At 65.0% G+C, this 18,351-nt stretch carries 14 protein-coding genes and 1 tRNA gene; 4 read left to right on the forward strand and 11 right to left on the reverse strand.

Annotated elements, in window-relative coordinates:
• Positions 1-29 precede the first annotated feature (29 nt).
• The 3 genes from Q5H92_RS05815 to Q5H92_RS05825 all read right to left on the reverse strand — a co-directional run bounded on the left by Q5H92_RS05815 (position 30) and on the right by Q5H92_RS05825 (position 2,175).
• On the reverse strand, positions 30-740 hold the full coding sequence (locus Q5H92_RS05815) for an SDR family oxidoreductase (RefSeq protein ID WP_305010554.1): 711 nt from the start codon (positions 738-740) through the stop codon (positions 30-32).
• Between the two features lie 102 nt (positions 741-842).
• Positions 843-1,778 (reverse strand): helix-turn-helix domain-containing protein, encoded by a 936-nt coding sequence (locus Q5H92_RS05820; RefSeq protein ID WP_305010555.1) that lies wholly within the window; start codon positions 1,776-1,778, stop codon positions 843-845.
• A gap of 37 nt (positions 1,779-1,815) precedes the next feature.
• Complete coding sequence (locus Q5H92_RS05825) at positions 1,816-2,175, reverse strand: hypothetical protein (protein WP_305010556.1); 360 nt, start codon at positions 2,173-2,175, stop codon at positions 1,816-1,818.
• Positions 2,176-2,317: 142 nt separating this feature from the next.
• On the opposite strand from Q5H92_RS05825, the gene Q5H92_RS05830 reads away from it, so the two are divergent.
• Positions 2,318-5,245 carry an endo-beta-N-acetylglucosaminidase gene (locus Q5H92_RS05830; RefSeq protein ID WP_305010557.1) on the forward strand — a complete coding sequence of 976 codons (2,928 nt, stop codon included), beginning with the start codon at positions 2,318-2,320 and terminating at the stop codon, positions 5,243-5,245.
• 91 nt (positions 5,246-5,336) lie between these two features.
• Here the strand turns inward: Q5H92_RS05830 and pncA are convergent, their stop codons facing one another.
• Positions 5,337-5,948 (reverse strand): bifunctional nicotinamidase/pyrazinamidase, encoded by a 612-nt coding sequence (pncA, locus tag Q5H92_RS05835; protein ID WP_305010558.1) that lies wholly within the window; start codon positions 5,946-5,948, stop codon positions 5,337-5,339.
• A gap of 93 nt (positions 5,949-6,041) precedes the next feature.
• Between pncA and Q5H92_RS05840 the strand changes: the two genes are divergently transcribed.
• Complete coding sequence (locus Q5H92_RS05840; RefSeq protein ID WP_305010559.1) at positions 6,042-6,911, forward strand: SDR family oxidoreductase; 870 nt, start codon at positions 6,042-6,044, stop codon at positions 6,909-6,911.
• A gap of 81 nt (positions 6,912-6,992) precedes the next feature.
• Here Q5H92_RS05840 and Q5H92_RS05845 read toward each other — a convergent pair whose 3' ends face one another.
• The 6 genes from Q5H92_RS05845 to mqo all read right to left on the reverse strand — a co-directional run bounded on the left by Q5H92_RS05845 (position 6,993) and on the right by mqo (position 12,036).
• Positions 6,993-7,766: a hypothetical protein gene (locus Q5H92_RS05845; RefSeq protein WP_305010560.1), complete on the reverse strand. Its 774-nt coding sequence runs from the start codon at positions 7,764-7,766 to the stop codon at positions 6,993-6,995.
• A gap of 70 nt (positions 7,767-7,836) precedes the next feature.
• A complete protein-coding gene (locus Q5H92_RS05850) occupies positions 7,837-8,562 on the reverse strand; it encodes a hypothetical protein (protein WP_305010561.1) in 726 nt (241 codons plus the stop codon).
• Between the two features lie 126 nt (positions 8,563-8,688).
• A complete protein-coding gene (locus Q5H92_RS05855; RefSeq protein WP_305010562.1) occupies positions 8,689-9,234 on the reverse strand; it encodes a GNAT family N-acetyltransferase in 546 nt (181 codons plus the stop codon).
• A gap of 140 nt (positions 9,235-9,374) precedes the next feature.
• Positions 9,375-9,806, reverse strand: a complete 432-nt coding sequence (locus tag Q5H92_RS05860) for an organic hydroperoxide resistance protein (protein WP_305010563.1) — start codon at positions 9,804-9,806, stop codon at positions 9,375-9,377.
• A gap of 49 nt (positions 9,807-9,855) precedes the next feature.
• A complete protein-coding gene (locus Q5H92_RS05865; RefSeq protein WP_305010564.1) occupies positions 9,856-10,305 on the reverse strand; it encodes a MarR family winged helix-turn-helix transcriptional regulator in 450 nt (149 codons plus the stop codon).
• 225 nt (positions 10,306-10,530) lie between these two features.
• Positions 10,531-12,036, reverse strand: a complete 1,506-nt coding sequence (gene mqo / locus Q5H92_RS05870) for a malate dehydrogenase (quinone) (RefSeq protein ID WP_305010565.1) — start codon at positions 12,034-12,036, stop codon at positions 10,531-10,533.
• Positions 12,037-12,158: 122 nt separating this feature from the next.
• Between mqo and Q5H92_RS05875 the strand changes: the two genes are divergently transcribed.
• Both Q5H92_RS05875 and Q5H92_RS05880 read left to right on the forward strand, forming a co-directional pair.
• Positions 12,159-13,244 carry an asparaginase gene (locus Q5H92_RS05875; protein WP_305010566.1) on the forward strand — a complete coding sequence of 362 codons (1,086 nt, stop codon included), beginning with the start codon at positions 12,159-12,161 and terminating at the stop codon, positions 13,242-13,244.
• 119 nt (positions 13,245-13,363) lie between these two features.
• Positions 13,364-13,451: transfer RNA gene (locus Q5H92_RS05880), tRNA-Ser, on the forward strand.
• Between the two features lie 93 nt (positions 13,452-13,544).
• Here Q5H92_RS05880 and Q5H92_RS05885 read toward each other — a convergent pair.
• Positions 13,545-18,311, reverse strand: coding sequence for a choice-of-anchor D domain-containing protein (locus Q5H92_RS05885; protein ID WP_305010567.1), 4,767 nt, complete (start codon positions 18,309-18,311; stop codon positions 13,545-13,547).
• Positions 18,312-18,351 lie beyond the last annotated feature (40 nt).

The following is an 18,351-nucleotide window of genomic DNA, read 5'->3' on the forward strand; positions in this document are numbered from 1 at the left end:
CCTGTTGAAACCGCTTTATTGGCAGGACTTTACCAGGGGATAAGGCCTTCGGAAGACGAAACCGTGCCGGTGGGGCCATCGGCCGGCAGCAAGGCTAGGCGGATGGCCTCCGCCGCGCCCTGCGCCGGGGTATCGGTGCCGGCAAAGCCGTTCAGGTCGGTGGCCGTGTAGCCGGGCGCGGCCGAGTTCACCTTGATGGCCGTGTCCCGCAGCTCATAAGCCAGCTGCACGGTGAGCATGTTCAGCGCGGCTTTCGAGGCCGAGTACCCCAGCAGGCCCCAGTCGTGCTGGCCCACGAGCGTGAGCGAGCCCAACGGGCTGGATACGTTGACGATGCGCCCGGCCATGGCCTGCTTCACCAGCGGCAAAAACGCCTGCGTAACGGCCAGCGTACCCACAAAATTGGTTTGGAGCGCTTGCTCCACGCTGCGCACGTCGGCCGTGCCGGGTGCCCCGTCGCCGGGCACATTGATGCCCGCATTGTTCACCAGAATGTCAAGGTGGCCTTCTTCGCGTTGCAGCTGCCTGGCCGCTGCATCGAGCGTGGCCGGGTTGCTCAGGTCTAATTCTAGGAAACGCACGTCGCCGACACTGGCCAGCTCGGCTGCGGCTTGCTGGCCCCTGGCCGCCTCGCGGGCCCCCAGATACACCCGGCAGCCCGCCTGCAGCATCCCCCGCACTATTTCGAACCCGATGCCTTTGTTGCCGCCGGTTACCAGCGCAATTTTCTTGTTTGCCATGTTGCCTGTGGGTTTTTCCTCCTGAAACCGGGAGGGAGTGAGTATGCCACAAAGGTCCGGGGGCTAAGCGGAGGGCAAACTTCGCCAATCAACCCATTTGTTTTAGATTTCAAACAGAGCCAACCGCCGGAAGTCGCCCGGCGTTTGGCTGGTGTGGCGCTTGAAAAAGGTGCAGAAGTGGGCCACATCGGCAAAGCCCAGGCTGTCGGCAACTTCCGAAACGCTCCAGGCGGTTTGCTTGAGCAGGCGTTTGGCTTCCTGCGTCAGCCGGGTGCTGATGAGGGCGGTGGTGGTGAAGCCCGTCGTTTCTTTCAGCACGCGGTTGAGGTGGTTGACATGCACGGCCAGCTGGTCGGCGTAGTCGGTGGCGGTGCGCAGGCGCAGCGGCGGCTGCGGGCTGTGGCGCGGAAACTGCCGCGCCAGCAGCTCTGCGAATTGGGTGGCCAGCCGCTCGGCGGCGCTGTGGGTGGCCAGCGGGGCGGGGGCCGGCTGCAGCTTCTGCACCAGGTGAATCAGCTCCCAGAGGTAGGTGCGCAGCAAATCGTGCTTGTAGGCGTAGTGAGACGGCAGCTCGTGAGCCATCTTCCGGAAAATGGCTTCCACCGCCGCGCAGTCGGCCTCGGCCACTTCCCACACCGGGTAGGCTCCGGGCTGGAAAATTGGCAACTCGGCCAGCACCACCCCGGTGCGGGCGGGCAGCAGAAAGGCGTCGTCGAAGAGGCAGCAATGGCCCGCGTACGTGTCCGAGAGCGGCAGCCACTGGTAAGCCACCCGCGGCGTTACCAGAAACAAGGTATTGGTGCCCACGTGCGGGGGCTGGTCGGCACATGCCACCTGGCTGCGCCCGCGGCAGAGCGTGATTTTGTAGTAGCTGCGCCGGCCAAACGCCATCGGGGGCTCCCGGGGGATGTCGGCCAACGGAAACACGTTGAAATGCCCTACTCCCTGCCCCATATCCGGCGGCGGCAAAACGCCCGCCGTCGATTCCGAAGTGGTGGCGCACGCCGCGTAAAAATCGGGTAAGGAATTCGTTTTCATGCGGGTAAGTCGGAATGCGGGCTCCTTGGATGGTCCCTTATTTCACCGCGCCGGTGCTCACTTCGCCGGTGGCTTTGTTCACCTCGAAGCGGGCGCTGTTGGGCATGCGGCGGGCCCAGTCGCGGCGGGGCACCAGCACCTGCCAGGTGGGCCCGTTGTCGTTCACGCGGGCCGAATCGACTACGTAAAGCGCCGCGTTGGGCAGGGTTTTGACGTGGGCGGCCGTGAGGGCACGGGCCTCGGCTTCGGTTTTCATTGCGGCCGGCGGCGCGGTTTTATCGGCGGGCTGGGTTGTTTCGACGGGGCCGCGCAGCACGTTGTCGGCCGGCATGTTTTGCTGGCAGCCGGCCAGCAGAAGGGCCGCGCCGAAGGCGAGGAAGGAGAGGGGAGAAGGCATGCGGCAAAGCTACGGCCGCCAGCCGCAAGAAAATGTGGGGCGGGGAAGTTGCTGAAACGGTTTAGGTATGTAAATTGAACCGAATTTAACCACCCGGTTTCCTGTCTTCTCAAACCCGTTCACCACCCATTTTCCCTTCTTCATGAGGCATTTTTACGCACGCCCTTGGCTGCTCTTGCTCACGCTGCTCGGTTTTGCGCAGGCGGCCCAGGCCCAGATTGAGCCCGCCGCGCAGTACACTACCCTCACCCCAACCCAACTCATGGCCTGGGTGGCCAACGGGCCCACTGCCGTGTCCGCCAACGTGAGCAGGGTGCCGCTGGCCGTCCGCCAAAACTCGCTGGCCCCGCAGCTCAACCCCAACCAGAGCTTCAGCTCCAAGGTGAACTGGTGCCCCGACGGCATGAACAACTTCGTGGGCTACCTCAACGAGCAGCCCCAGTTCAACCTCTACAACTTCACCCACTGGCAGTATATCGACGTGCTGACGTGGTTTGCCAGCCCGGTGGGCATTCCGTGCCGCCCGTGGGTGGAGGCCGCCCACCGCAACGGCGTGAAAGTGATTGGCACCGTGTTTACGGACCGGGCCGGCTTCCAGACGCTGCTACAAAAAGACGCCAGCGGCAACTACCTCGCGGCCCAGAAGCTGATTGCCGTGGCCACCTACTACGGCTTCGACGGCTGGTTTTTCAACGCCGAGTCGCCCATGACCTTTGCCGAAGTCACGGAACTGCGCAACCTGCTCAAGCAGCTGCAGGTGCTCAAGCCGGCCGGCATGGAAATGCACTGGTACGACGCGCTGATTTCCAGCGGCACAGTGTCGTACCAGAACACGCTGAACGCCACCAACGCGCCGTTTGTGCAGGAAAGCGCCACCAACACCCGCGTGACGGATGCCATTTTCACCAACTACTTCTGGATTTACGGCTCCACGTTCACCACAGCCGTGAACCAGGCCAACGCCCTGGGCCGCAGCCCCTACGATGTGTACACCGGCGCCGACATCTGGCCCGGCCGCAACCCCCAGCAGCTGTTTCCCTTCTACAACTACCAGGGCACGCCCAACAGCGGCTGGATGGACAACTACTACAGCGGCGGCAACCTGGCCTCGCCGCTGACCTCGCTGGCCGTGTTTGCGCCCAACATTACCTACAACGGCGGCCTGAGCAGCTTCAACAGCAACCCGGCCGACTACGCCCGCTTCTACAACGGCGAAGTGCGGCTCTTCGCCGGCGACGACCTCGACATCACCACCGCCGACGCCACCGGCGCCTGGAAGGGCTTCGGCCACTACCAGCCGGTGCGTTGCGCCATCACATCGCTGCCCTTCGAAACCAATTTCTGCGTGGGCCAGGGCAAGATTTTCGCCAACAACGGCGCCGTGGCCGTGAAGGGCTGGACCGACATGGCCAAGCAGGCCATTTTGCCCTCGTGGCAGTGGGCGCGCTCTGGGGCCACCAGCGTGGCCGCCCGCTTCGATTTCAGCCGGGCCTGGTACGGCGGCACCAGCGTGCAGCTGAGCGGCAGCCTGGCCGCCGGGGCCAGCACTATGGTCAAGCTCTTCCAAACCAAGCTGCCCATCACGGCCGCCACCAGCCTCAATTTCGTATACAAGGGCCGGGCCGCCGGCGCCAGCAGCACCCGCCTGGCCCTGTATTTCAGCGACAACCTGGCCGCCCCCGAATACCTCGACGTGCCCGCCCTGGCCGATACGCTGTGGACCAGCAGCACGCTGTCGCTGGCCGCCTACGCCAACCGCGAGCTGGCCATCATCGGCGTGCAGGCCACCTCGGCCTCGGCCCTGTCGGCCTACCGCTTCAACCTCGGCAAGCTACAACTCTACAACGGCGCCCCCCCCTTAGTGGGAGGCATTGCCAACTTCACGGCCGACGCCACCACGGTGCTCACCGGCCAAACGGTCACCTTTGCCAACTCCTCTACCAACGCCGACACCTTCAGCTGGTCGCTGCCCGGTGCTGCGGTTATCACCAGTACTGCCGTGCACGCCACCGCCACTTACCTTAGGGCCGGCACTTATACGGTGGAGCTTACGGCCTTTGACGGCGCCGGTCGAAGTACGCTTACCCGCACCGGCTACATCACCGTGGTGACGGCCCCGCCGGCAGGCGCCAACACCTCGCTCAGCTTCGACGGCGTGAGCAAGTACGTCGATGCCGGCGTCATCAACCTCAGCGGCGCGGCCATGAGCCTGGAGTGCTGGGTGAAGCCGACCACGTTCAAAGCCGCCTCGCCCTTCATTTCCAGCCTGTTGGGCATGGAAGACGGGGGCTCGAACACGGCCATGCTGCGCATCGGCGACGCCGGCATCGACCCCAGCCAGGTACAGTTTGTGCTGCAGGTGGGCGCCACTACCCGCAAGGTGACGTCGGTGGCCCGCCTCACGGCCGGGCAGTGGACGCACCTGGCCGGCACCTACGACGGCACCTCGCTGAAGCTCTACGTGAACGGTGTGCTCGATAATTCGCTGGCCGCTACCGGCAACGTGGTGGCCAATGCGGCCTTTACGCTGGCCCGCAACTACGCCGCCCCGCGCGGCCTCGACGGCCGCCTCGACGAAGCCCGCGCCTGGACCCGCGCCCTCACGGCCGCCGAAATTGCGGCCAACGCCTGCAGTGTGGCCGGCACCAGCACCGGCCTGGCCGGCTACTGGAAACTGAACGACTCGCCCAACCTGACCACCGCCGATGCCTCCGGCCGCGGCCACACCGGCACCCTAACCAACATGGGCCCTAGCGACTGGTCGACCGACGTGCCCTCCCAGTGCCCCACCATCACGGGGCTCATTCCCAGCCACTCGGCCACCGGGCTGCAGGTGCAGGTGCTCGGCAACCCCGTGCCCGGCAGCCAGGCCGAAGTGGCCATCAGCGGTGCCCAGGGCCAGCCCGTGTTGCTGAGCCTGTGCAATTCGCTCGGCGCCGTGGTGTGGCGGCAGCAAATGGCTGCGGGCACCAGCCGCACCAGTATCGCGTTGCCCCAGGCGGCGGGCCTGTACGTGCTACGCGCCCGCACCGCCACCCAGTCGGCCTCCGTGAAGCTGATGCGTGAATAGCAGATTGTTAGCTCGGCATCACGTTCTAGAACACCTCCAATGTAAAAAAGGGCGCCGGCTAACCAGCCGGCGCCCTTTTTCGTGCCTCAATTTAAGCCAGCAAATCGGTGCTTTCCACCAGCGTAGCGCCCCGGGCCCGCAAATCGGCCTGCGCGGCGGCCCAGCCGTCGGCCGAAATGGCGCGGGTGGCATCGGTCAGGACAATTGTTTGGAAGCCGGCCTCTAGCGCATCCAGGGCGGAGTAGTACACGCAGTAGTCGGCGGCCAGGCCGGCCACGAAGACCTCGGTCACGCCCCGGCCGCGCAGGTAATCGGCCAGGCCGGTGCTTTTGCGGTGGCCATTGTCGAAAAAGGCGCTGTAGCTGTCGATTTCCACCGAAGTGCCTTTGCGGAAGATGGCCTCGATGCGCTCGGTGCGCAGGGCCGGGGCCAGTTCGGCGCCGGGGCCGGCTTGGGTGCAGTGGTCGGGCCAGAGCACCTGGGACAGGCCGTGCAGGTCGATTTGCTCGAACGGCTGGCGGCCGGCGTGGCTGCTGGCAAAGCTCTCATGGCCCGCCGGGTGCCAGTCTTGGGTGGCCACCACCAGTTCGAACTGCGGCTGCAATTCGTTGACCAGCGGAATGATGGCGTCGCCCTCGGGTACGGCCAGCCGGCCCCCAGGCAAAAAATCGTTTTGGATATCGATGAGCAGTAGCGCTTTCATATGGTCGAAGATTATGAGTGTTGCTTGATAAACCAAGCATCGCGCCGCGAGTTACGTCTTTACGCGCACAAACACACGTCAACCGTTTCTTCTATGCCCGACCTTCAGCAGCAAATCGTTCTCGTCACCGGCGCCACGTCCGGCATTGGCCAGGTCACGGCCACCGAGCTGGCCCGCATGGGCGCCCACGTCGTCATCCTGGCCCGCAACGCCGCCAAAGCCCGCACCACCCAACAGGAAATAAAAGCCGCCGCCGGCCACGACCGGGTCGACGTCCTGCTCGCCGACCTGGCCGACCTGGGCCAGGTGCGCCGCGCCGCCGCCGAGTTCAGCGCCCGCTACCCGCGCCTCGACGTGCTGGTGAACAACGCGGGCCTCATCTTCGGGGCCGAGCGGCAGCTCTCGCCCGATGGCAACGAGCTGGGCCTGGCCACCAACCACCTTGGCCCGTTTCTGCTCACCGCCCTGCTTTTCGACAAGCTGCGCGCCAGCCCGGCGGCTCGGGTGGTCAACCTGGCGTCGATGGCCTACCGCGTGGCCAAGCCTGATTTGGCGGATATCCAATCGGAGCGGCACTACGGCGCCATGCGCGTCTACGGCAACACCAAGCTCTACAACATCATGTTCACACAGGAGCTGGCCCGCCGCCTGCGCGCCCACAGCATCACCAACGTGACCACCAACGCCGTGCACCCCGGCGTGGTGGCCACCAGCTTCGGCGACAGCGCTGGCGGCTGGCTGGGCAAGCTCACGGCGCTGGCCCGCCCGTTCATGATTTCAGTCGAAAAAGGCGCCGAAACCAGCATTTTCCTGGCCTCAGCGCCCGAAGCCGCGGCTGTCAGCGGCGGCTTTTTCGATAAGAAAAAAGCCGTGGCCGTGAAGTCGTCCTTCAACACTGAGGCAAACGCCCGCCAGTTGTGGCAGCTCAGCGAGCAACTCACGGGGGTAGCGTTTCTGGATTGAGAAAAGAACGTCATGCAGCGCGCAGCGAAGCATGACGTTCTTTTGTTACTCTGTCCCCATCCGCACTGAACTAAAGCCGCGCTACTTAGCCGCCACCGGGTCGGCGGCGTCGAGCACGGCGGTCCAGTCGGCATCGGTGCGGGGCTTTTGGGCCGAAATGGCGGTTTTGAGGGCGGCACTCAGCGCCGGGGCCGCCGCCTGCATCGATTTGGCGTTCAGCTTGATGGGCGTCAGTGGGCCGTCGGCGGCTTTGAGGAAATACTCCGATGCATCCTCAATTTCATCGGGGGCGGCGCCGTTGCTGTACATGCCACCGAAGCTGGGCTGCTTGATGGTTTTGAGGTAGTGCTTGAGCAGTGTGTAGCGCCCGGCGTGCAGCACTTCCACGTAATCAAGCCGTTGGCTGCCCACCGCCGATTCCTCAAAGCGCCGAAACAGCCGCTGCCGCGCCGGCCCCTGGTTGGACGCGGGCTCGTTGAGCACAAATGCCGCCACCTGGTGGTCGTCGAGCTCGATAGAGTCGTTCTCGGGCGCCGAGCGGTACATGAGGAGGCGGCGCTCCAGCACGTCGTACTTGAGCAGCATGGGCTTCAGGGGCAGCTTGTTGGCCAGGGTGACGGTGGCCGACAGCCAGCGCCCGTCGGCGTAGGGCGAGCCCAGGGTGCCGGGCTTGGTGCTGCGCGTGAGCAGGTGCGGGGCGCCGTTGGTGAGGTCGTTCAGGTTGCCGTATTCGTTGGCTCCTACTTTGCTGTAATCGCGCTGCATCACCGGGTTGTTCTGAATCACGCCAACCTGCGCCCGCGCTCCAATGCCTGCAAAAATCAGCCCACCCGCCAGCACTAGTTTAGCTTTCATAAAAACAGATTTGATAAGAAGCGAGGTTGTCTCGGTTGGTGCTGCGTTGAATTTTCAGCCCGCGCCGGCTTTACTTGGCCGGGGCCGGGTCGGCGGCGGCAAACACGGCGGTCCATTCGGCGTCCGTTTTGGGCTTTTGGGCGTCGGCGGCCGTCTTGAGGGCGGCGGCCAATGCCGGAGCCGCTCCTTGCAAGGGCTTGAGAGCCAGCTTCACCGGCACGAGTCGGGCGTCGGGCGTGAGCAGGTAGTACACCGATTTGTCTTCGATTTCGTCGTAGTGGCTGTCGGTGCTGTAGGCGCCCTGGTAGTTGGCTTTGTTAAGCTTTTTGAGGTAGTGTTTTAGCAGCGTGTAGCGGCCCTGGTGCAGCACTTCCACGTAGTCCCGCTTGTGGTTCTCGGCGGGGGCTTCGGCAAAGCGGCGGAAGGTGCGTTGGCGCGCGGGACTCAGTGGCGTGGCCGGCTCGTTGAGCACGAATTGCAGCACGCGGGCGTCGTCGAGCTGTAGCGAGTCTTTGGGCCGGGCGGGGGCCCGCATCAGCAGGCGGTGGTCCAGCACGTCGTATTTGAGGGGCACCGGGGCCAGGGGCAGGTTATTGGCCAGGGTAATCTGGGCCAGCAGCCAGCGGTTGTCGGCGTAGGGCGAGCCCTTGAGGCCGTCGGCGGTGCCGCGGGGCACCACGGCGGGGGCACCCGCCGCCAGCGCGTTCAGGTTGGTTTGCGCGGCCGCGTCCTGCTGGGCGTGCGCCACGCCAGCCGAGAAAAGGAGTGCCAGCAGGGATAGATGGTGGATTTTCATAAAGAAGCGAAGGAGAGGGGGCGAATGCCGGTCCAATTTATTCTTTTTTTCGGAGTGGCGCCGGCTGCTCCGGTGGGCTTATCAAAAAGGATGCCCACAACGACCGGTGGCACCCACCGGACCGGCTCAGGCCGTGGGCGTTTGCAGCGCCCGCCACTCGTCCTCCAGAATGCCCATTTCAACCAAACTCCAGTAGTCGTCGCCGTGGCGCACCACGTCGCGCAGCACGCCTTCCTGCTGGAACCCGCACTTGAGGTAGCAATTGATGGCCGCGTGGTTGAAGTCGTAGACGCCCAGGCTGATGCGGTGCAGCTGCAGGTCCTCGAACCCGATGCGCAGCAGCGCCCGCACCATGCCTTGGCAAATACCACGGCGGCGCTCGGTGCTCTTGCCCACCAGCACGCGGGTGATGCGTCCGGCCCGGTCGCGCTGGCTGATGCCGCCCAGCGAGATGTGCCCCACAGTGAGGCCGGTTTTGGTTTCCACGGCCTTATAAATGAAGACGTCCGGGTCGTTCATGTCATTGGAGCCCTCCACGTACCAGGTCAGGCCGGCTTCGGAAAGCGGGAAGGAAAACATGGAGCCGCTCCATTCCTTCATCAAACGCTCGTCGTCGACCCATTCCATGAGTTGGGTGAAATCGTGGGCGGTGAAGGGCTGCAGTTCAATCATGGTCAAAACGGGCGAAAGCGAATAAATGGGCCTGCAAGGTAAGCGCTGCCGTACCGCGGCCCTGGGAAAGCCGTCTAAAAGCCAAAAATCCCAGCCGCAGGGCGCGGCCGGGATTTTTTTAGGTGGGCACTTCAGCCGGCTTAGGCGTTGGTTGTCGTGCTCAGGTTCACCACGATGTTGCCGCGGGTGGCGCGCGAGTAGGGGCACACCTGGTGGGCTTTGGCCACCAGCTCTTCGGCTTGCTGCTGGTCCATGCCGGGGATGTTCACCAGCAGGTCCACCTCAATGCCGTAGTTCTCACCGTCTTTGCCGAAGCTCACGTCGGCCTCCACGGTGCTGCCGGTGATGGGGGTTTTGCTCAGGCGGGCCACCAGGTTCAGGGCGCCGTCGAAGCAGGCCGAATAGCCGGCGGCGAACAGCTGCTCGGGGTTGGTAGTGTTGGGTTTGCCGGGGCCGCCCATTTCCTTGGGGGTGCTCAGGGGCAGGTCAATCACGTTGTCGGACGAGATGGCGCGGCCGTCGCGGCCCCCGGTGGTTTTGGCTTTGGCGGTATACAGGCGTTCGATGCTCATTTTGAGTGGTTTGGGTAAGGGGATTGGGGTAAAGAATGCCGAAACGGCGTTAGGATAACAGGTTCATAATCTGGCGCAGCTGCGTGCGCAGCCCCGCGATTTCGGGCTCAGTGAGCTGCATTTTCTCGGCCAGCCGCACCGGAATCTGCGCGGCCTGCGTCTGCAGCGCGCGGCCCGCCGGCGCCAGCGCCACTAGCACTGACCGCTCGTCGCGGGCATCACGGCGGCGGCTGAGCCACTGGCGCTGCTCCATGCGCTTGAGCAGGGGCGTGAGGGTGCCCGAGTCGAGCAGCAGGTGCTCGCCCAGCTGCTTCACACTCAGCTCCTCGTGCTCCCAGAGCAGCAGCAGCACGAGGTATTGCGGGTAGGTCACGTCGAGGCTTTCGAGCAGCGGCTGGTAGGCTTTGGTGATGAGCCGCGACAGCGCATACACCGAAAAGCACAGCTGGTTGTCCAGCTTGAGAATGGGATTGTAGGCCGAGTCGGGGAGCGTTTTCATGGCTTTCGAGAGGACAAGACAAAATTAGTTGTTTAGGTTTTAATTGTGCACAATTTAATTCGTGCTTACGTGTTATTAAGTTGATTTACAGTTTAAAAAAAGAACGTCATGCAGAGCGCAGTGATGCATCTTGCCCGCCACTAGTAATCTAATCGAATGAATTAGTGGTGGCGGGCAAGATGCTTCGCTGCGCTCTGCATGACGTCTAGGATAAGCTAGCCAACCTCAGGCGTCCAGCTTTAGCGCCGCGCGGCTGCGCTCGCGCACGGCGGCCGTGAGAGCGGGCTCGTCGGCGAGGTGCTGGCCGAAGGAGGGCACCAGCTGCCGGAACCGGGCCTGCCACTCGGGCGACTTCGCCCGCTCCGGGAAGCACTTCTGCACCAAATCGAGCATGATGGCCACGGCCGTGCTGGCGCCCGGCGACGCGCCCAGCAGCGCCGCGATGGAGCCGTCGGCCGAAGTCACCATCTCGGTGCCGAATTCGAGTACGCCACCCTGTTTCTTGTCTTTCTTGATGACCTGCACGCGCTGGCCGGCCACTTCGAGCTGCCAGTCGGCGGGGTTCGCGCCGGGGTAGTATTCGCGCAGGGCGGCCGTGCGCTCCTGTGGCGTTTGCAGCACTTGGCCGATGAGGTAGCGGGTGAGGCCCAGGTTGCGGGCGCCGGCGTAGAGCAGCGGCCGGATGTTGCCCAGCTCAATGGAACGGAACAAATCGGTGTAGGAGCCCTTCTTCAAAAACTTGGTGCTGAAGCCCGCGTACGGGCCAAATAGCAGCTCCTGCCGCCCGTTTATCTGACGGGTATCGAGGTGGGGCATCGACATGGGCGGCGAGCCCACGGCCGGCTTGCCGTACACCTTGGCCTCGTGCCGGGCAATGATGGCGGGATTCTGGCACTTCAGCCACTGCCCGCTCACAGGAAAGCCGCCGAAGCCGTTGGCCTCGGGAATACCTGATTTTTCGAGCAGCGTGAGCGAGCCCCCGCCGGCCCCGATGAACACGAAGCGGGCCCGCGCAATCACCTTTTCGCCGGTGGCCACATTGCGGATTTTCAGGCGCCAGATGCCGTCATCTTTCTGCCGAAAGTCCTCCACCTCGTGGCCCAGGTGAAAATCGACGCCCGGCAATCCCTTCAGGTAATTGGACAGGCTGCGGGTGAGGGCGCCAAAATTGACGTCGGTGCCCAGGGCCATGCGCGTGGCAGCCACCGGCTGGGCGGGGTCGCGGCCCTCCATCACCAGCGGAATCCACTGGGCAATCCGGGCCGGGTCTTCGCTGAATTCCATCCCTTGAAACAGGGGCGAATGCAGCAGCGCGGCGTGCCGCTTGCGCAGGTACTCCACGTTGGCCGCGCCCCACACGAAGCTCATGTGCGGAATGCTGCGGATGAAGGACGTGGGGTCGGGCAGCGGGCCGGCCAGCACCAGCGAGGCCCAGAACTGCTTGCTGAGCTCAAACTGTTCGGCAATCTTGTCGGCCTTGCTGATGTCGATGGAGCCGTCGGGCCGTTCGGGCGTGTAGTTGAGCTCGCAGAAGGCCGAGTGGCCGGTGCCGGCGTTGTTCCAGGCGTCGGAGCTTTCGGCGGCCACGGCGTCGAGGCGCTCGTAGCCGGAGAGGGTGAGGCTGGGGTCGAGGGTTTTGAGCAGCACGCCCAGCGTGGCGCTCATGATGCCGGCGCCAATCACCAGCACATCGGAAACGGGTTTGTCAGGGTTCGAGGAAGTTGGGGTCATAGCCAAAGAGGAGGGGAGAGCTTCCCGCAATACGGCAGATGCCCGCGTCGGGCTGTCCGCGCCCGAAAAAACCGCCGCCCCTACCTTGCGGCGCCAATTGCCCGGTTCACGCTTCCCCATCCATGCCCGACCTCGACCTGCCGCTGCTCCCCCTGCCCACCCGCGCCGATGCCACCGATACCGCCGCGCCGCGCCTACTCATCATCTACACCGGCGGCACCGTGGGCATGGCCATGAACCGCGCTGGCGGGCTGGTGCCCATGAAGTTCGGCCGCCTCGACCGCAAGATGCCCGAGCTTACGCGCCTGCCTTTCCGGCTGGAGCTGCTCAGCCTGCCCGCGCCCATCGACAGCAGCAACGTGACGCCGCAGGACTGGCTGTATCTGGCTCAGCTTATCGGCCGGCATTATGCCGATTTTGATGGTTTCGTGGTGCTGCACGGCACCGACACCATGGCTTATTCGGCGGCGGCGTTGAGCTACATTCTGGAGCATCTAGGTAAGCCGGTGGTGTTCACCGGGGCGCAGGTGCCCGTGGGCGCCAACCGCTCCGACGCCCAGCGCAACCTCATCACGGCCCTGGAAATTGCGGCGGCGCGCCACCCCCGCGCTCACACCGTGCGCGTGCCGGAGGTGTGCGTGTTTTTCAACGACATCCTCATCCGTGGCACCCGGGCCAAAAAGGTGGAAAGCCAGCAGTTTGCCGCCTTCAAAAGCGAAAACCACCCGCCGCTGGCCCGCGCCGGTATCGGCCTGGAGTTCGACGACAACAGCATCCGCCTGCTGCCCGGCGCCCGCCTCAAAGTGCACACCAACCTGGAAACCGGCGTGGCCGTGCTGCCCTTGTTTCCGGGCATCACCGAGGCGGTGGTAGCGGCCGTGCTGGGCGTGCCGGGCCTGCGCGGCTGCGTGCTCGAAACCTACGGCTCGGGCAACGCGCCCACGGCCGAGTGGTTCCTGCGCTGCCTGGTCGAGGCCCGCCAGCGCGGCGTGTGGCTCTTGAATGTGAGCCAGTGCGAGGAAGGCCGCGTGGTGCAGGGCAAGTACGAAACCAGCGCCCGCTTCGCGGAAATGGGCATCGTGGGCGGCGAGGACATCACCACCGAGGCGGCCGTGACCAAGCTCATGTTCGTGCTGGGCCTCGGGCTGGGGGAGGCCCGCACCCGCGAGCTGCTGGCCACGGACTTACGCGGTGAAATCACGCTATAGCGCGGACTTTTAGTCCGCGAGTTCAACCAAATTGTTCGCGGACTAAAAGTCCGCGCTACTTCATTCTACTTGCCCGGCCAGCTAAGCCGCCCTATCTTTGCCCCACGAACCACCAACCTTGAGGGGTGTCCGAGTGGTCGAAGGAGCACGCCTGGAAAGTGTGTATGGGTCAAAAGCTCATCGTGGGTTCGAATCCCATCCCCTCAGCTAAAAGCCCCGTTTCTGAATAGAAACGGGGCTTTTGTTTTACAAGCGAAAGGGCCTTGCTGGCGGCTGAGGCCGGCGGGCGCCCCGCGCAACTTATTCTACCATCAGCTGACACGCAGCCGTAAGGGTATTGGTCTTGAGCTGCACCACGTAAGCACCGCTGGCCACGCCTTGGATGTTCAAGTCGGCCGTTTGGCCGTCACGGCCCAAAACAACATCTTGAGTTCGCACAGTGCGCCCTAAGGCATCGGTGAGGGAAAGAAGGGCCCGTGTCGGACCCGCAACATTGGGCAGGCGCACACGCACGGTGCCGCGGGCCGGGTTGGGGAAAAGCTCCAGGCCCGGGCGCGTGGCCAAAGGGGCTTTGGTGGCCAGCGGCCCGAGCGAGACGGAAGCCAGAAAGCCCATAAATGCCCCGGCAGTAACGGCTGGGTTGGGGATGGTCAGGCTGCCAAAGCTAGCGGGCGGGTTCACGTAACCGGCCATATACACGCTGCTGCTCGTGGTGGCCAAGGTTTGGCCCTGGTCGGCACCCGGCCCGCCGCCTTGCTGTGCCCAGGCAAAAGCCCCCGTATTGCCGGCATCCGTTACTTTGGCGATGAACGCATCCTGATTGCCGGCACTGGTCAGGCTCTGGTTTCCGAAGCGGGTCCGGTCCGAAAACCGACCCGTAATGTAGATGCTCGTTCCGCTCAGGGCCAGGGCAAATACCTCGTCGTCGCCGGCGCTGGCGGCCGGAATGGCCCAGGCAAAGGTGCCCGTGCCGCCGTTGTCCGTGAGCTTGGCCACAAAGATGTCCGTCGTGATGTAGGCCGTTTCGAACGTGAGCAGGGCGCTGCCGAAAGCCACCGGCCCGGAGAAAACCCCGGTCACGTACACGTTGGCCCCCGCCACGGCCACGGCCTGTACGCCGTCGGTCGCGTGCCCGCTTACCGGCTGCACCCACGCAAAGCCCGCCGTGGAGCCGGCATCGACCACCTTGCCGATGAAGCCGTCGGCCAACCCCCGACTGGCCAGCGTCAGGCCGCCAAAGCTGGCCACCTGGCCTTCGAAGCGGCCTGCCAGGTATACGTTGCCATTGCTCACGGCCACGCCCGAGGCCGCATCGTTCTGAATGCCACCGGCCCGCAATGCCCACGCGAAGGTGCCGGAGGCCCCGGCATCGGTGAGCTTGGCCACAAACGCATCGGCCGTGCCGCTCCCGGGATTGGTCAGTACCACATTGCCGAAGGTCGCCGTGCTCGCCGCCGCGGAATAAACGCTGTAGCCAAAGCTTCCCGCCAGGTAGATGTTGGCCCCTTCAACGGCCATGCTCGCCACGATGTCTGAGTTCAGGCCGCCGGCTCGCTGCGCCCACACAAAGGTGCCGGTGGTGCCGGTGTCGGTGAGTTTGGCCACGAAAACGTCCTGCGTAAGCGGCGGGCCGGCATTAGTCAGGGTGAGGTTGCCAAACACCGTGGTAGTGCCCGATATGGCCCCGGCGGCGTACACCGTACTGCCCTGCACCACCAGGCCGTTGATGTAGGTGTAGCTGCTGGTGCCGGCGCCGCCAGCGGCCACCGCCCACTCAAACCGGTTGCCGCCCGGGTTCCATTTGGCGATAAATGCGTTGCTGACGCCGGTGCTGACCAATGTGGTTGCGCCCAGGCGAAGGGTGCCCGCGAAGTAGCCGGCCACAAAGATGTTGCCGCTGGCATCGGTGGCCGTGGCCGTTACGCCGGAAGCCCCGCCGTAGCTGGACGGCGAAATGCTGGCCGCCGTTTGCCAGCCCGGCGCATAGGGTAGCGGCGCGGCGCCCACCGCGAAGCTGATGCCGTTGGCAATGACAGCGCCGCGGGTGGTCAGCACGGTAACGGGGCCCGTCTGGGCGCCGCTGGGCACCACGATGCCCGTAATCTGGGTGCCGGCCGCGTTGATGACAAACCCGCTTGTGACCGTATTGAGGCCAGTGCCGGAAAAAACAACCGCCGTGACACCGGCCAGGTTGCTGCCATTCAGGCTGATGGTGCTGCCGGGCAAGCCGCTGGCGGGGGCCACGCTGGTCAGGAAGACGGTCGAAACCACCGAAAAGGCCACGCCGTTGCTGGTGCCGTCCGCCGTGGTGATGGTGACGAAGCCGGTGCTGGCCCCAGCGGGCACCGTGAAAGACAGCGCCCCCGAACTGCTCACCGTGAAGGGCAGGCTCAAGCCGTTCAGGGTCACGGCCGTGACGGCGGACGTGCCTGTCGCGGCCTGCACGCTCACCACCTGCCCCACGCTGCCCGAAAACGGGCTGAGTGAACTGATGACGGGCGGCACCCCGAACGCCACGCCGTTGCTCGTGCCCACCGGGGTGGTGAGCGTGACGGGGCCGCTCACGGCGCCCACCGGCACCACGGCCCGCACCGTGGTGCTGTTGACCACCGTGCAGGCCGCGCTGAAGCCGCCCGAAAAATTCAGGCTGAGCGCGCCCGACAAATCGGTGCCCGCAACGGTGACGGCCGTGCCCGCCGGGCCGTTGCCTGGGTTGATGCTGGCAATGACGGGCAGCTGGGGCACCGGCACCGTGAACGGAATGCCCGCGCTGACGCCCCCGGGCGTGGTCACCGTCACCGGGCCCGTCACCGCGCCGGCAGGCACCACGATGTTGGTAATCTGCGTGCCGGCGGCGTTCACGACAAAGCCCCCGGTCACCACGTTGTTCACCACGCCGGAAAACGTGAGCCGGCTCGCATTGGCCAGCCCGGTCCCCGTGAGCGACACCACGGCGCCCACCAGGCCGCTGGCGGGCGAAAAGCTCAGCCCCGCCGGCACGGGCAGCGTGCCCGTGCCGGTGAGGTTCACGGTGTAGGCCGGAAACCCGGCCGCCGAGCTGCTCACGACCAGCGTACCGAAGCGCGCGCCCGCGGCAGTGGGCCGGAACGCCACCGCCACCGTGCCCGTGCTGCCCGGCGCCACCGAGGCGGTGGGCGTGCCCACGAGGCTGAAATCGCCGGTGGTGCTGGCCCCGGAAACCAGCAACGTCGTGGCGCCCGGGTTGCTCAGCGTGAACACGACGGTGGCCGAAGCGGTGTTGAGGACCTGACTGCCAAAGTCGTATACCCGGCTTTGCGGCGGATAGACGAGGCCATTCTGAGCCACCAACAGCTGCGCGGTGTTCACGGTGAAGGGCGTGCTGCTGGTGGAGGTGCCCCCGGCCGTGGTCACGCTGATGGGCCCGGAAACGGCCCCGGCGGGCACGGCTACCCCCGTAATCTGGGTGCCGGCGGCATTGACGGTGAAGCCGCTCGTCACCAGATTGCGGCCGCGGCCCCCGAAGCAGATGAGGGAAGTGCCCGTCAGGTTGGTCCCCGTGAGGGTGAGGAGGTCGCCGTTGACCCCGCTGGCCGGGCTGAAGCCGGTGAGCGTCGGCGCGGGCGCCGCGAGCGTGGGGTCACTCGTACCCACCAGCATCGCCACGCCATTGCTGCTGAAAGGCCCCGTGAGGAGGTGGCCGCTGTAGGTAGCCGGCGGCACCGAGCCGCCCCCGCAGTACAGATTCGTGCCGCTGATGACCATGGAAGTGGCCACGTCGATGTCCGGCCCGCCGCCGGCCTGCGCCCACACGAAGCCGGCCGTGGGGCCCGCGTCGGTAATCTTGGCCAGAAACACGTCCGGGGCGTTGGTGCTAAGGTTGGAGCCGCTAAGGTTGATGGTGCCAAACGTGCCCGTGCGGGTGAAGCCGCCGCTCACGTACACGGCGGTGCCGCTCACCGCCAACCCCCTGATTTCCCCGTTGTAAATGCCGTAGGCGGGCAGGGCCCACACAAACGTGGCGCTACTGCCCGCGTCGGCAATCTTGGTTATGAAGCAGTTGTCGGGGTTGGCATCGTAGCCGAGTACCTGGTCGTCGAAGCGGGCCGACGCGTCGAGGTAGTACCCGGCCAGGTACACGTTGGTTCCGTTCACGGCCAGCGCCGTGCTCGTCGCCAAGCTAGCCTCCACTTTTTTAACCCACGTAAAGCCAGCGCTGCTGCCGGCATCGGTGAGCTTGGCCACAAAAATATTGTCGCTGCCGTCGACGGGTATGGTGAGGGGCCCAAAGGCGGCGCTGAATCCCAGCACACCGCCCGTCACGTACACACTGGTGCCGCTCACGGCCACGGCCACGGCTTCGTCCGGCTCCGTGCTGCCGGCCCGGTAGGACCAGGCGAAGGCCGCACTGGGGCCGGCGTCGATGAGCTTGGCGACGAAAACGTCGGTGAAAACGGTGCCGGAGGAACTGTTGGAGGCGTTGGTTAGGGTAGTGGCGCCGAAAGCGGACGTGCGGCTGTCGAAGGTGCCCGTCAGGTAAATGTTGTTTCCGCTCACGGCCACGGCCGTCGCCTTGTCGTTGGCGGCGCCTCCGGCCCGCTGCGCCCACACGAAGCTGCCAGCATCGGTGAACTTGGCTACGAAGATGCTTTGCCGGCCCAAGAGCGGGAGCGCCGTGCTGCCAAAGCTGATGGACTGGCTTGCGAAATCCCCCACCACGTACACGCTCGTCCCGCTGACAGCCACCCCGAGGGCCTCGTCGTTCGCGCTTCCGCCGGCGTTTCGTGCCCAAACGAAGCTTCCCGTGGCCGGGCTCCATTTGGCCACGTAGGCATCGTTGTAGCCAAAAGAAGAGAGTGTGGTGCTGCCGAAGCTGACGGTGCCGCTGATGCGGCCCACGAGGTACACGTTGCCGCTGGCATCGGTGGCCGTGCCGGTGACCGAGGAGGTACTGATGGCGGATGCCCCGGCCGAGATGGCCATTTGCCAAGCCGGGGCCTGCGCCCGGGCCCCGGCCCAGGCCAGCAGCCACAGCGGGGCCACGAGCAGAAAAGACCAAAAGGAGGTGGCGCGTAGAAGTTTCGTCATAAGGTAGGAGATGGCAGTTTGAGAGCAGCTTTAAAGATAA

It is taken from the genome of Hymenobacter mellowenesis, assembly GCF_030581005.1.
In the GTDB taxonomy this organism is placed as follows: Bacteria; Bacteroidota; Bacteroidia; order Cytophagales; family Hymenobacteraceae; genus Hymenobacter; species Hymenobacter mellowenesis.